Source organism: Providencia sp. PROV024, assembly GCF_032709665.1.
In the GTDB taxonomy this organism is placed as follows: domain Bacteria; phylum Pseudomonadota; class Gammaproteobacteria; order Enterobacterales; family Enterobacteriaceae; genus Providencia; species Providencia huashanensis.
This window is the reverse complement of record NZ_CP120545.1, coordinates 1,171,794-1,183,774: the sequence shown is the minus strand read 5'-3', so window position 1 is coordinate 1,183,774 and position 11,981 is coordinate 1,171,794. Positions and strand designations below refer to the sequence as shown.

General features: G+C 42.0%; 13 protein-coding genes. 10 read left to right on the top strand and 3 right to left on the bottom strand.

Going from position 1 to position 11,981, the window contains the following annotated elements:
• Positions 1–18: 18 nt before the first annotated feature.
• Complete coding sequence (locus P3L56_RS05375) at positions 19–429, bottom strand: hypothetical protein (protein WP_042848354.1); 411 nt, start codon at positions 427–429, stop codon at positions 19–21.
• A gap of 650 nt (positions 430–1,079) precedes the next feature.
• Between P3L56_RS05375 and P3L56_RS05370 the strand changes: the two genes are divergently transcribed.
• The 4 genes from P3L56_RS05370 to P3L56_RS05355 all read left to right on the top strand — a co-directional run bounded on the left by P3L56_RS05370 (position 1,080) and on the right by P3L56_RS05355 (position 4,236).
• Complete coding sequence (locus tag P3L56_RS05370) at positions 1,080–1,973, top strand: amino acid ABC transporter substrate-binding protein (RefSeq protein ID WP_210831385.1); 894 nt, start codon at positions 1,080–1,082, stop codon at positions 1,971–1,973.
• A gap of 118 nt (positions 1,974–2,091) precedes the next feature.
• Positions 2,092–2,832, top strand: a complete 741-nt coding sequence (locus P3L56_RS05365) for an amino acid ABC transporter permease (protein WP_042848357.1) — start codon at positions 2,092–2,094, stop codon at positions 2,830–2,832.
• 1 nt (position 2,833) lies between these two features.
• On the top strand, positions 2,834–3,514 hold the full coding sequence (gene gltK, locus P3L56_RS05360) for a glutamate/aspartate ABC transporter permease GltK (RefSeq protein ID WP_042848358.1): 681 nt from the start codon (positions 2,834–2,836) through the stop codon (positions 3,512–3,514).
• Positions 3,511–4,236: an amino acid ABC transporter ATP-binding protein gene (locus P3L56_RS05355; RefSeq protein ID WP_042848359.1), complete on the top strand. Its 726-nt coding sequence runs from the start codon at positions 3,511–3,513 to the stop codon at positions 4,234–4,236. The genes gltK and P3L56_RS05355 overlap by 4 nt, the downstream gene beginning before the upstream one ends.
• A 309-nt stretch (positions 4,237–4,545) precedes the next feature.
• Here the strand turns inward: P3L56_RS05355 and P3L56_RS05350 are convergent, their stop codons facing one another.
• Entirely contained in the window at positions 4,546–4,962 is a 417-nt protein-coding gene (locus tag P3L56_RS05350) for a GFA family protein (RefSeq protein WP_042848361.1), read from the bottom strand.
• Positions 4,963–5,336: 374 nt separating this feature from the next.
• On the opposite strand from P3L56_RS05350, the gene leuS reads away from it, so the two are divergent.
• Genes leuS through nadD form a run of 4 tightly spaced genes read left to right on the top strand, consistent with a single transcriptional unit; the run spans position 5,337 to position 10,188 of the window.
• On the top strand, positions 5,337–7,919 hold the full coding sequence (leuS, locus tag P3L56_RS05345; protein ID WP_166685904.1) for a leucine--tRNA ligase: 2,583 nt from the start codon (positions 5,337–5,339) through the stop codon (positions 7,917–7,919).
• Between the two features lie 31 nt (positions 7,920–7,950).
• Positions 7,951–8,490, top strand: coding sequence for an LPS assembly lipoprotein LptE (lptE, locus tag P3L56_RS05340; RefSeq protein ID WP_042848364.1), 540 nt, complete (start codon positions 7,951–7,953; stop codon positions 8,488–8,490).
• Positions 8,490–9,521, top strand: coding sequence for a DNA polymerase III subunit delta (gene holA, locus P3L56_RS05335; RefSeq protein ID WP_042848365.1), 1,032 nt, complete (start codon positions 8,490–8,492; stop codon positions 9,519–9,521). Before lptE ends, holA begins: the two co-directional genes overlap by 1 nt.
• Positions 9,514–10,188 carry a nicotinate-nucleotide adenylyltransferase gene (gene nadD / locus P3L56_RS05330; protein WP_131680482.1) on the top strand — a complete coding sequence of 225 codons (675 nt, stop codon included), beginning with the start codon at positions 9,514–9,516 and terminating at the stop codon, positions 10,186–10,188. The genes holA and nadD overlap by 8 nt, the downstream gene beginning before the upstream one ends.
• Here nadD and P3L56_RS05325 read toward each other — a convergent pair.
• Positions 10,176–10,847, bottom strand: a complete 672-nt coding sequence (locus P3L56_RS05325) for a YbgA family protein (RefSeq protein WP_225832864.1) — start codon at positions 10,845–10,847, stop codon at positions 10,176–10,178. The two genes, nadD and P3L56_RS05325, sit on opposite strands and share 13 nt — an antisense overlap.
• Positions 10,848–11,168: 321 nt before the next feature.
• Between P3L56_RS05325 and rsfS the strand changes: the two genes are divergently transcribed.
• Positions 11,169–11,495 carry a ribosome silencing factor gene (rsfS, locus tag P3L56_RS05320; protein WP_080750930.1) on the top strand — a complete coding sequence of 109 codons (327 nt, stop codon included), beginning with the start codon at positions 11,169–11,171 and terminating at the stop codon, positions 11,493–11,495.
• Between the two features lie 2 nt (positions 11,496–11,497).
• Positions 11,498–11,968 (top strand): 23S rRNA (pseudouridine(1915)-N(3))-methyltransferase RlmH, encoded by a 471-nt coding sequence (gene rlmH, locus P3L56_RS05315; RefSeq protein WP_048606343.1) that lies wholly within the window; start codon positions 11,498–11,500, stop codon positions 11,966–11,968.
• Positions 11,969–11,981: the final 13 nt, after the last annotated feature.

The following is an 11,981-nucleotide window of genomic DNA, read 5'->3' as shown; positions in this document are numbered from 1 at the left end:
ATCCCTATTTGTTGTGTGCTAATTCCGAAGATTACAAAACTGTAAATGTCGTCTGACACGAGGGGGGGCATGTTTCTCTTCATTGTTAGCTCTAGATATAAATAGATTAGTGCAAAATAGAGTTAATGCAGCTAAAGAAAGAAACATAAAGAAGAATGGTTCAATAACAGCAGGCAACAATGTCATTAATGACTTCGCGCTAAGTTCACAACTGGAAAGTTGAGTACTACTGTTATCACTCTGTTCTATTTGAGGTTGTTCGACATAGCTAAAGCTATACCCGGTAGGGTCTTGCGCCTGTACTAACACATTAGGCACAAAAAAATTGGCGAACAGACGCTCTCCGACAGCACGTTGGTTCATACAAACCAACACCATCAGACAGGCGAGTATCACTAATCCTTTACCTAATTTCAAATGCCTGTTCATGCGTATCTCGGTATATCTTCCTGAAATAACACCAATTATATGGTTTACACGCTGGTAGCAATGATAAAAACCATGCTTTGATTAATACCATTACACCATCTATAAGTTAAATAGAGGTTACATCTTACACAGCAAAACATTCCGTACAAGTATCATCATCTAACTTTACAAAAAAACATTCCTTTTTAGCTCAATGAAAATCTAAACACATCTAAAAGTAGGCACAAAAATTGCTTTATTTTAATCATCGAGTGAAAACGAAATGATTTGCACTCTAACGGAGCATGATTGTCGGATTTAAGCAAATTTTAGCCGCTGTTTATCATGTTAGTGCAGCAATTCAAGAAATCGCCAAATAATATGCGAGACAGCTCCCGAAATTGAAACAATTTGTTTTCATTAATTAACAAATTTAATTACTTTTTAACAATAATAAAACATATAGCGGATAATCGCGGCATTGTCTAAATCAGCAAAATATCCGCAAACACAACACAACAAAGCCAAAGTCATTCAAGGGGTATCTAACGGAAGAACAACAGTTTAGCTAACAGCAGCTTTAACCGCAATTAGCCCAACTGACGCTCGCCCGTCAAGATAGCGTTTGAAATACGATGGGTTTACACCGATGGTCTAAAGGAGCTGTAATTATGCGTATAAGTAAGCTTGTATTATCAATGATGATTTTAGGTGCAACCTGCGCTGTTCAAGCAGAAGAGCTAAACGGTACTCTGAAAAAAATCAAAGACAACGGTGTAATTGTTGTTGGTCACCGTGAATCCTCTGTCCCATTTTCCTACTATGATAATAGCCAAAAAGTCGTTGGTTACTCACAAGATTATTCCAACGAAATTGTCGATGCAGTAAAGAAAAAACTCAATATGCCTGATTTACAGGTCAAACTGATCCCGATTACTTCACAAAATCGTATTCCATTACTGCAAAATGGCACATTTGATTTCGAGTGTGGCTCAACCACCAATAACTTAGAGAGACAAAAACAAGCTGCATTCTCTAACACTATCTTCGTGGTCGGCACACGCTTGTTAACCAAAGGCGATTCAGGTGTGAAAGATTTCGCAGATTTAGCTGGGAAAAACGTCGTGGTTACCTCTGGTACCACCTCTGAAATTCTACTCAATCAGTTAAATGACGAAAAAAATATGAAGATGCGCATTATTAGCGCCAAAGACCACGGTGATTCATTCCGTACCTTAGAATCCGGTCGTGCAGTTGCCTTTATGATGGATGATGCGCTGTTAGCGGGTGAGCGTGCTAAAGCTAAAAAACCTGAAATATGGGAGATAGTCGGTACACCGCAAACTGAAGAGGCCTATGGCTGCATGTTACGTAAAGATGACCCTCAGTTTAAAGCTCTCGTTGATGAAACTATCGCCAATGCACAAACATCAGGCATCGCAGAGAAGTCCTTTGAGCGTTGGTTCAACCAGCCAATTCCACCCAAAAATCTCAACCTGAAATTTACGTTATCCGATGAAATGAAAGCCTTATTTAAAGCACCGAATGACAAAGCATTAAACTAATAAAAAGACAAACAGGGTATTACTGTGAAGTAGATAGTGGCAAGGCGGTCGTTCCCCGCCTTGCATACTTATCGATAACAGTATTCGGGGATCTAATTGCCCACAGGAAGTCAACATTATGTCTATTGATTGGAATTGGGGGATTTTCCTTCAGGAAGCCCCGTTTGGGAATACCACCTATCTAGGGTGGTTAATATCTGGCCTTGAAGTCACCGTTACACTTTCTATTTGTGCATGGATTATCGCATTCTTAGTCGGTTCAATTTTTGGTATTCTACGTACCGTACCTAATCGTTACTTAGCCTTTATTGGCACTGCCTATGTTGAGTTATTCCGTAATGTACCATTGATTGTGCAATTCTTTACATGGTATTTGGTGATCCCTGAGCTGCTGCCTCGCTCCATTGGGGATTGGTTTAAAATGGAGTTAGACCCTAACTACCAATTTTTTATTTCTTCAATGTTATGCCTTGGGTTATTCACAGCCGCACGGATGACCGAACAAGTTCGAGCCGCTATTCAATCGCTCCCTCGCGGGCAGAAAAGCGCAGCTCTGGCGATGGGGCTAACTCTCCCACAAACATATCGTTACGTTTTATTGCCGAATGCTTACCGAGTAATATTGCCACCAATGACCTCAGAAATGTTGAATTTGGTCAAAAACTCAGCAATCGCATCAACAATAGGCTTAGTTGATATGGCTGCACAAGCGGGGAAACTACTGGATTACTCTGCCCATGCATGGGAATCATTTACAGCCATAACATTAGCTTATGTTGGTATTAACGTCATCATTATGATTTTAATGTCGCTACTCGAACGAAAAGTTCGTTTACCTGGCACTATTGGAGGGCGATAAGATGCTTTACGAATTTGACTGGAGCTCAATTGCACCGAGTATCCCCTTCTTAATTGATGGCTTTATTGTCACCGCTAAAATTACACTTACCGCCATTGTCGTCGGGATTTTATGGGGAACAGTCTTAGCTGTTATGCGGCTATCACCTTTCAAGCCTATCAGTTGGTTTGCTGCCTTATATGTTAATACCTTTCGTTCTATCCCGTTAGTCATGGTTTTATTGTGGTTTTATTTGATTGTGCCTAGCTTATTACAAAATGTTCTAGGCTTATCACCAAAAAATGATATTCGTTTAATTTCAGCAATGATAGCCTTCTCCCTTTTTGAAGCGGCCTACTATTCAGAGATTATTCGTGCGGGTATACAGAGTATTTCCCGAGGTCAGGCATCAGCAGCATTAGCACTTGGTATGACAAATATGCAAACCATGAGGCTAGTTGTATTACCACAGGCTTTCAAAGCAATGGTACCATTGCTACTAACTCAAGGTATTGTCTTATTTCAGGACTCCTCATTGGTATACGTCCTAAGTTTGACGGACTTCTTCCGGACAGCCACTAACATTGGCGAACGGGATGGCACACAGGTGGAAATGGTACTATTCGCAGGTCTGGTGTACTTTATAATCAGTTTTGGCGCTTCCATGTTAGTGAATTATCTTAAGAAAAGGACTGTTTCATGATTACCCTGAAAAATGTATCTAAATGGTATGGCCAATTTCAGGTGCTTACAGACTGCACAACTGAAGTCAAAAAAGGCGAAGTCGTGGTAGTATGTGGGCCATCTGGCTCTGGTAAATCCACATTAATAAAAACAGTGAATGGCTTAGAACCTATTCAGCAGGGTGAAATTTTTGTGAATGATATTCAAGTTAATAGCAAAAAAACTGACCTTGCAAAGTTGCGTTCTAAGGTGGGAATGGTGTTCCAGCACTTCGAGCTATTTCCGCATCTATCAATTATAGAAAACCTAACATTGGCACAAGTCAAAGTATTAAACCGAGATAAAAAAGCCGCTGAAGCTAAAGGGTTGAAACTCTTAGAACGAGTTGGCTTAACAAGCCATGCGAACAAATTCCCTGCTCAATTATCAGGGGGACAGCAACAACGTGTCGCCATTGCCCGCGCACTTTGTATGGACCCTATTGCAATGTTATTTGATGAACCAACATCTGCTCTTGACCCTGAAATGATCAACGAAGTACTTGATGTCATGGTTGAATTAGCTCATGAAGGGATGACCATGATGGTGGTTACCCATGAAATGGGCTTCGCCAAAAAAGTAGCAAACCGCGTGATCTTTATGGATGAAGGGAAAATTGTTGAGGACAGTAAAAAAGAAGACTTTTTCGCTAACCCACAATCTGAACGTGCTAAAGATTTCCTTGCGAAAATACTTCATTAATTCATCTCAATAATATATCTAAACAACGTGGCAGGGCTCCCTTGGAGTCGCTGTCACGTAATCTTCCATAATTTATCGTCTAACCGCATTTTTCTTAACAACCATGAAAATCAACCGACAAAATATTTCCATCTTATAGATTACTCACCCCGACGAATTAGACTGTACTCACTGCGATTTCACCACGTTATTTACACAAGAATTATGTACACAAGAATTGTTGTGTCGAGGGTTATAATAAAGCGCTATACCGTTGCACCAAAAACGCTCATGAAACCGCACTATTTTGGTATAAAGCGCTTTAGCTCGTCATTCTTCTTTAGTCATTTTTTTAAATATTAACTGCCCCATTACGCCACCGCCACCATCATTTGGGTGGTTAACACCATCCATTACATTCACAGATGCAAAATCAAATGGTGAGACACCTTCTAAACAGGCAGCATTTACCCCGTATTCCTCTGGGTTTGATCGCCGTTGATGAAAGGTATAAATACCGCACACCGAACAAAAAAAATGAACAGCTTGATGAGTATTAAAACGATATTCTGTTAACTTATCTTTTCCTTCCAAAAGTTTAATCCCTGATAATGGTGCAGAAACAGCGACAGCCCCTCTCATCGCACAGAAAGAACAATTGCAGCGCCTAGCCGTATTTAACCCATCGGTTAATTTCACTGTAAACTTTATTGCCCCACAGTGGCATTGAGCTTTAATCGCGTTCATTTGTTTCCCCTTTTATCGGTATCACCTCTAATTTACGTTCAATGAGTTCATCTTATTTAAGGAATTCATGCTTTTTCATTCGGGACAATAAAGACAATGCTCTTTCTATAGAAATAAACAACAACTTGCTGAATTCAAAATAGTTCAACAAACCACTACCATTTAGCTGTTTTTTTAGTTAAGTTGTTTGGTTATCGGCATAAAATATGCTGATCCCGTTCCCCGAAAAGCAATATTCAGCTTCCCCCCGCAGGTTCAGCTAATCAACTATTGTTGTTTTCGGTACAGATCCGCTATGCTATGCGGATCTAAATAAAGATAGACATCCACGCTACAGATGTAGCATTTATATTCACCATAGGATTATCGGTGCCATGCAAGAACAATATCGTCCAGAAGATATAGAGCCTAAAGTACAGCGTCACTGGGATGAAAAAGAAACTTTCAAAGTGACAGAAGACAACAGCAAAGAAAAATACTACTGCCTGTCCATGCTACCTTACCCTTCTGGTCGACTACACATGGGCCACGTACGTAACTACACCATCGGTGACGTTATTTCTCGTTACCAACGCATGTTAGGGAAAAATGTACTCCAACCAATCGGTTGGGATGCGTTTGGCCTACCTGCTGAAGGTGCTGCGGTTAAAAACAACACAGCTCCTGCACCTTGGACATACGCCAATATCGATTACATGAAAGGCCAGCTAAAAATGTTGGGCTTTGGTTACGACTGGAACCGTGAAGTCACAACCTGTACCCCTGAGTATTACCGTTGGGAACAGTGGTTCTTCACTAAATTATATGAAAAAGGTTTAGTGTATAAAAAAACCTCAGCGGTTAACTGGTGCCCACACGATTTAACTGTACTCGCCAATGAGCAAGTTGTTGATGGTTGCTGCTGGCGTTGTGATACCCCAGTTGAACGCAAAGAAATCCCACAATGGTTTATTAAAATCACAGATTACGCAGAAGAACTGCTCAATGACCTCGATAAACTCGAAGATTGGCCAGAGCAAGTTAAAACGATGCAACGTAACTGGATCGGCCGCTCAGAAGGGACTGAAATCACCTTTAATGTAGCCGAACGTGATGAAAAATTAACCGTTTATACTACCCGCCCAGACACTTTTATGGGGGCGACTTACGTGGCTGTTGCCGCAGGTCACCCTTTAGCTAAAGAGGCAGCGACTAACAACCCTGAATTAGCTCAATTTATTGATGAGTGCCGTAATACCAAAACCGCAGAAGCGGATATGGCAACCATGGATAAAAAAGGGATGGCAACAGGGTTATTCGTTGTGCATCCATTAACCCAAGAAAAACTGCCAATTTGGGTCGCTAACTTTGTTTTAATGGAATACGGTACGGGTGCTGTCATGGCAGTTCCTGCTCACGACCAACGTGACTGGGAGTTTGCACACAAATACAACTTACCTATCAAAGCCGTTATTGCTGATGCAGAAGGCAACGAGCCTGATTTATCGCAAGAAGCTATGACGGATAAAGGTTCTCTGATTAATTCAGGTGAATTTAGCGGGTTAGATCACGAAGCTGGTTTCAATGCGATATCAGACAAACTGGTTGCTCTTGGCGCAGGTCAACGTAAAGTAAATTATCGTTTACGTGACTGGGGGGTTTCACGTCAACGTTATTGGGGTGCACCTATCCCAATGGCAACATTAGAAGATGGCACAGTCGTTCCAATTCCTGAAGATCAACTGCCAGTAATTTTACCTGAAGATGTCGTAATGAATGGTATTACTAGCCCGATTAAAGCCGACCCTGAGTGGGCTAAAATCACGATTAATGGTCAGCCAGCCCTGCGTGAAACAGATACCTTCGATACTTTCATGGAATCATCTTGGTATTACGCTCGGTATACATGCCCACAACACAATGAGGGTATGTTAGACCCAACTGCGGCTAACTATTGGTTACCGGTTGATCAGTACATTGGTGGTATCGAACACGCTATCATGCACTTAATGTATTTCCGTTTCTTCCATAAATTAATGCGTGATGCAGGCTTAGTAAACTCCGATGAGCCAGCTAAACGTCTGCTGTGCCAAGGCATGGTATTAGCTGATGCATTCTACTACACCGGGAGTGACGGTCAGCGCGTTTGGGTTTCTCCAGCAGAAGCGATTGTTGAACGTGACGATAAGAACCGTATTATTAAAGCTGTAGACGCAGAAGGCCATGAACTGGTTTATACCGGTATGAGCAAGATGTCTAAGTCGAAAAACAACGGTATTGACCCACAATTAATGGTCGAAAAATACGGTGCCGATACCGTTCGTCTGTTTATGATGTTCGCCGCACCACCTGAATTAACCCTTGAATGGCAAGAATCTAGCGTAGAAGGTGCGAACCGCTTTGTTCGCCGTGTTTGGCGTTTAGTACACGAACACTCACAAAAAGGGGCAACCTTACCTTTAGATATCAGCACGTTAACGCCAGAGCAAAAAGACTTACGTCGCGACCTGCACAAAACGATTGCTAAAGTTACCGACGATGTTGGCCGCCGCTATGCATTCAACACTGCTATTGCTGCTGTGATGGAGTTCATGAACAAACTCGTTCGTGCCCCACAAGAGAGCGAACAGGACCGTGCGTTAGTTCAAGAATCTCTAGAAGCAATTACGTTAATGTTGTCACCGATTATCCCACATGCTTGCTTCGAAATGTGGCAAGCGCTTGGGCATAATGAAGATATTGATTTTGCTTCTTGGCCAGTTGCTGATGAGCAAGCGATGATTGATGACACCAAGCTGGTTGTTGTTCAAGTTAATGGTAAAGTCCGTGGTCGCATAACAGTTCCTGCTGATGCAAACCAAGAGTTTGTACTGGATATGGCACAAAAAGAGTCTAGCGTAGCGAAATACCTTGAAGGTGTTAGCATCCGCAAAGTAATCTATGTTCCAGGCAAATTGCTAAACCTTGTTGTAGGTTAATAGTTAGGTTGATGGCTGATAAGGAGGCCAGGTGCGTTATCTGATAACTTTATTTTTGAGCCTGGCGGTGCTAGTCACCGCAGGCTGCGGTTTTCGCCTTCAAGGAACCACCCAAATTCCTGAAGAACTGAAAACGTTGCAGCTGAGTTCAAGTGACCCATATGGCTATCCTACAAGGGCACTTAGGGAGCAGTTACGGCTGAATAACGTAACAATCCTTGAAACAGGCAACGCAAGTGTCCCTATTTTGAAAGTCCTCGGTTCCAATGAAAACACGGAAACCGTTTCGATTTATCAAGATGGTAAAGCAGCAGAAAAGCAACTTACACTTGTTATGAATGCGCAAGTGTTGATGCCTGATGGCGCTATTTACCCGCTACAAAGTCGTGTTGAGCGTACTTTCTTTGACAACCCTTTAGAAGCACTTGCGAAAGATGCAGAAAAAGAAATTGTTAGGCAAGAAATGCAGGAGCAAGCTGCACGTAACTTAGTTCGTAAGTTACTGCTTGTCCACTCAGCCGAACTTGAAAAAGCAAAAAACCAAGCGGCTGATACGAACACGCAACCATAATGACGCGTATTTACCCTGAACAGCTGGCCTCTTCGTTACAAGAAACGCTAAGAGGCCGCTATTTGATTTGGGGCAATGAGCCCCTTCTACTTCAAGAAAGTCAAGATGCCATCCGCAAAGCTGCCCAACAACAAGGCTTTGAGGAACATTTTGTGTATTCTCTTGAGCAGAACACTGACTGGGATGAAATTTTTAGCCAATGTCAGGCGCTAAGCTTATTCGCTAGTCGTCAAACTCTGACGCTGTTATTACCTGAAAATGGCCCCAACGCAGCAATGGCGGAAAAATTAAGCCAGTTGTCGCAGTTACTTCACCCAGATCTACTCCTTGTACTACGTGGACATAAACTAACAAAAGCCCAAGAAAACAGCGGGTGGTTTAAAGCCCTCAGTAAAGAGGCGGTGTATGTCAGTTGCCTGACGCCTGAATACCAACGGCTCCCTCAGTGGGTATCGAAACGCGCGTACAGTATGCGCTTATCTTTAGAAGCCGAAGCCAACCAACTGCTCTGTTATTGCTACGAAGGTAATTTACTAGGTTTGGCGCAAGCCCTTGAGCGCCTGTCATTACTGTACCCTGATGGCAAACTCACCTACCCCCGAGTTGAAAATGCAGTTAATGATTCTGCCCATTTTACACCGTACCATTGGGTCGACGCGTTACTTGCAGGTAAATCACGCCGTTCATGGCATATTTTAGAACAACTTCAACATGAAGATGTTGAACCCGTCATTTTGTTACGTTCAATACAACGTGAATTAATACTGCTTATTACGTTAAAACGCCAATCAGTCACAACACCATTGAAAACGTTATTTGACCAACACAAAGTTTGGCAAAACCGCCGTGGAATGATCTCTGAAGCACTACAGCGTTTAACGTTGCATCAATTACAATCTGCACTAATGTTATTAACACAAGCTGAAATCCATATTAAACAAGATTTTAGTCACTCAGCATGGCCTGACCTACAATCACTATCTATGTTATTATGTGGTAAAGCATTTGCAGAGAATTTTATTCATGACTGACCATTTTTCGCCTAAAGATAAACACAATCACCTTCAAGCGTTATTTGGTGGGACATTTGACCCGATCCACTTCGGTCATTTACGCCCTGTTCAGGCTCTAGCTCAACAAGTTGGGTTAGAAAAAATTATTTTATTACCCAATCATGTCCCGCCACACCGTCCGCAACCAGAGGCTACCCCATTGCAGCGTTTGGAAATGGTAAAATTAGCGGTTAAAAATAACCCGTTATTTGCCATCGACACTCGTGAGCTAGAAAAAGATAGCCCTTCATATACGATAGAAACACTTTCTCAACTACGCCAAGAAATGGGCCCAACCCAACCCCTTGCGTTTATCATTGGGCAAGATTCCTTGTTATCTATTAATACATGGTACGAATGGGAGAAAATTCTTGATAATTGCCACTTATTAGTTTGTGCCCGCCCAGGATATGCTACGCAATTTACCGACCCCAAAATGCAAGCTTGGCTGGTACAACATCAAGCCACAACACCCTCGCAACTAAGCCAATCTGCCAATGGTTATATTTTTATTGGTGACACCCCTCTTATCAATATTTCTGCCACAGAAATACGTGAAAAACTAAATGCAGGGGACACCTGTAGCGAACTTATCCCTGAAACCGTTCTTCAATATATTCACCAACAGCACCTTTACCAACGATAAGGAAGTTCTCTTATGGGGATGCAATTAGGGTAAGGTTCAAAAAAATATTGTTCACTCAAATAGTTATCAGGGTATTGCACCAATAATTGGCGCATCATTGCTAACGGCTGGCTTATTGGTAAATTCCCTTCTCGATAATCATTGATCAACCATAACAACCGTTTTTTCTCATCTGAGGTTGCTTTACGTTTAAAATATCCTTGCATATGGCTAAGCGCATTTACTTGAATATTTCTAGCTGGAAGGGACGAAAATATTTCCATTAGCCCTGCTTTGTAGTGGTTAAAAAAACCGTGGAGATCGCTTCCCTTACGAATACTTGCCACTAAGCGGCCAGTTAATTGATACCCCACAGGAGAATATGCCATTATCAAATATTTATGGCGGCTATGAAATTGGATGATTTCAGCCTGTGTTAGGTGTTGGCATAAGTTATTAAGCCTTTGCAAAACATACAGTTTCGTTAAGAAACTATCCCAGTAGTCGACATCATGCCATTGCTCGTCAGTGATCACCGCAATACTCGCTGGAAATAACCCAGCCAATTGAAGCCTATCTTGCGCAGCACAAATAATGCCATCTACGCGGTTGTGGGCTGAATTGACAACATCAGCCGTTAGGTATTCCACAATAGGCTCTACCCATGGTTGAATTTTCATGGGGAGATGACTACCCCCTTCAAATACGAAAATATTTGGCTTCATTATTTGCACAATATCCATCTCACTCTAAAATATTTGCTAGGGTGCGAATTTGTTGAGTTATTTTGTAAAGTTAACACAAACCTCTTGCTCAAGTGAGCAGATATCCCTATAAATTTCACTCCATAATGAATAAAAAAGAATTTAGCCGATTTTTCTTAAAATCTAGGGTAAAATGGCTTCGCTGAGAATGATTTTGATTCATTAGCTATCAGCAAACGCTTTATCTACAAACTACAAACAGTGTTTAATGTAATATTCTGTTTATTTGAATGAAAGGTGAACCTTTTGCAAGGAACTGAACTCCAACAATTTATTATCGATCAGCTTGATGATGCCAAAGCAGAAGACATTATCACTATCGATGTTCAAGGGAAATCAAGTATTACCGATCAGATGATCATCTGTACAGGGACATCAAGCCGCCATCTGATGTCTGTCGCTGACCGGTTAATAGATGCCTGCCGTAAAAATGGTTTAATGCCATTAGGTGTTGAAGGGCAAGGCATTTCTGATTGGATCGTAGTAGACCTAGGTGATGCTATTGTGCATATTATGCAAGACGAAAGCCGCCGCATGTACGAATTAGAAAAACTCTGGAGCTGAGTTTGAAATTACAACTCATCGCCGTTGGAACAAAAATGCCGGACTGGGTCCAGACCGGCTTTATGGATTACCTCCACCGTTTCCCTAAAGATATGCCGTTTGAATTAACGGAGATACCCGCTGGGAAACGCGGGAAAAACGCAGATATAAAACGCATTTTAGAAAAAGAAGGCGAGTTAATGCTCGCAGCCGTGGGTAAAGGAAACCGTATTGTCACCTTGGATATTCCAGGAGATCGCTGGGATACTCCCAAACTGGCCATTCAATTGGATAAGTGGAAACAAGATGGCCGTAATGTCAGCTTATTGATCGGTGGTCCCGAAGGGCTAGCTCCCGCTTGTAAGGCGGCGGCTGAGCAAAGTTGGTCATTATCACCACTTACGCTTCCTCACCCACTAGTTCGTGTCCTTGTTGCCGAAAGTCTTTATCGCGCATGGAGTATTACGACTAATCACCCTTATCATAGGGAATAGTTTGGTTTGAATA

Coding starts and splice junctions, on each gene's coding strand:
- P3L56_RS05375 (WP_042848354.1), bottom strand. CDS start 429: ATGAACAGGCATTTGAAATTAGGTAAAGGATTAGTGATACTCGCCTGT.
- P3L56_RS05370 (WP_210831385.1), top strand. CDS start 1,080: ATGCGTATAAGTAAGCTTGTATTATCAATGATGATTTTAGGTGCAACC.
- P3L56_RS05365 (WP_042848357.1), top strand. CDS start 2,092: ATGTCTATTGATTGGAATTGGGGGATTTTCCTTCAGGAAGCCCCGTTT.
- gltK (WP_042848358.1), top strand. CDS start 2,834: ATGCTTTACGAATTTGACTGGAGCTCAATTGCACCGAGTATCCCCTTC.
- P3L56_RS05355 (WP_042848359.1), top strand. CDS start 3,511: ATGATTACCCTGAAAAATGTATCTAAATGGTATGGCCAATTTCAGGTG.
- P3L56_RS05350 (WP_042848361.1), bottom strand. CDS start 4,962: ATGAACGCGATTAAAGCTCAATGCCACTGTGGGGCAATAAAGTTTACA.
- leuS (WP_166685904.1), top strand. CDS start 5,337: ATGCAAGAACAATATCGTCCAGAAGATATAGAGCCTAAAGTACAGCGT.
- holA (WP_042848365.1), top strand. CDS start 8,490: ATGACGCGTATTTACCCTGAACAGCTGGCCTCTTCGTTACAAGAAACG.
- nadD (WP_131680482.1), top strand. CDS start 9,514: ATGACTGACCATTTTTCGCCTAAAGATAAACACAATCACCTTCAAGCG.
- P3L56_RS05325 (WP_225832864.1), bottom strand. CDS start 10,847: ATGAAAATTCAACCATGGGTAGAGCCTATTGTGGAATACCTAACGGCT.